Raw genomic sequence first — 389 nt, 5'->3', positions numbered from 1 at the left:
ACCGTCAGGTCGGCCGTGGTCAATCCTGTCACCGCTTCGCTGAACGTGATGGTGACCGTGGACGTTTCGCCCGCCTTCAGCGCGCTATCCGACATGGCAATGACCGCGGTCGGGCGCAGCGTATCAATGGTGTAGTTCGACGAACTGGTCGTGCCGCTGCCGGCATTGCCCGCGCTATCGGCCACGCCGGTATTGTCCAGCGTGATGACGTTGGTTGCGTCTTCGATGCTGGCCGTCGGCGTATACGTGCCGGTCCACGTGGTGCCGCCATCGGAAGAACTGAGCGAGGCAATGGAACCGTTGGCCACCGTCAGGTCGGCCGTGGTCAATCCCGTCACCGCTTCGCTGAACGTGATGGTGACGGTGGCCGTTTCGCCTGCTTTCAATGC

General features: G+C 62.7%; 1 protein-coding gene. It reads right to left on the bottom strand.

What is annotated here, in order from left to right; translation table 11 throughout:
- Window positions 1-389 (bottom strand): Ig-like domain-containing protein (locus tag GM668_RS30785; RefSeq protein ID WP_229500151.1); only part of this gene is annotated, 389 nt, incomplete at both ends.

The sequence above is a fragment of the Pseudoduganella ginsengisoli genome (assembly GCF_009720865.1).
GTDB lineage: Bacteria > Pseudomonadota > Gammaproteobacteria > Burkholderiales > Burkholderiaceae_D > Rugamonas > Rugamonas ginsengisoli.
The sequence above is the reverse complement of the archived record's forward strand: the minus strand, read 5'-3'. Positions and strand labels throughout refer to the sequence as shown.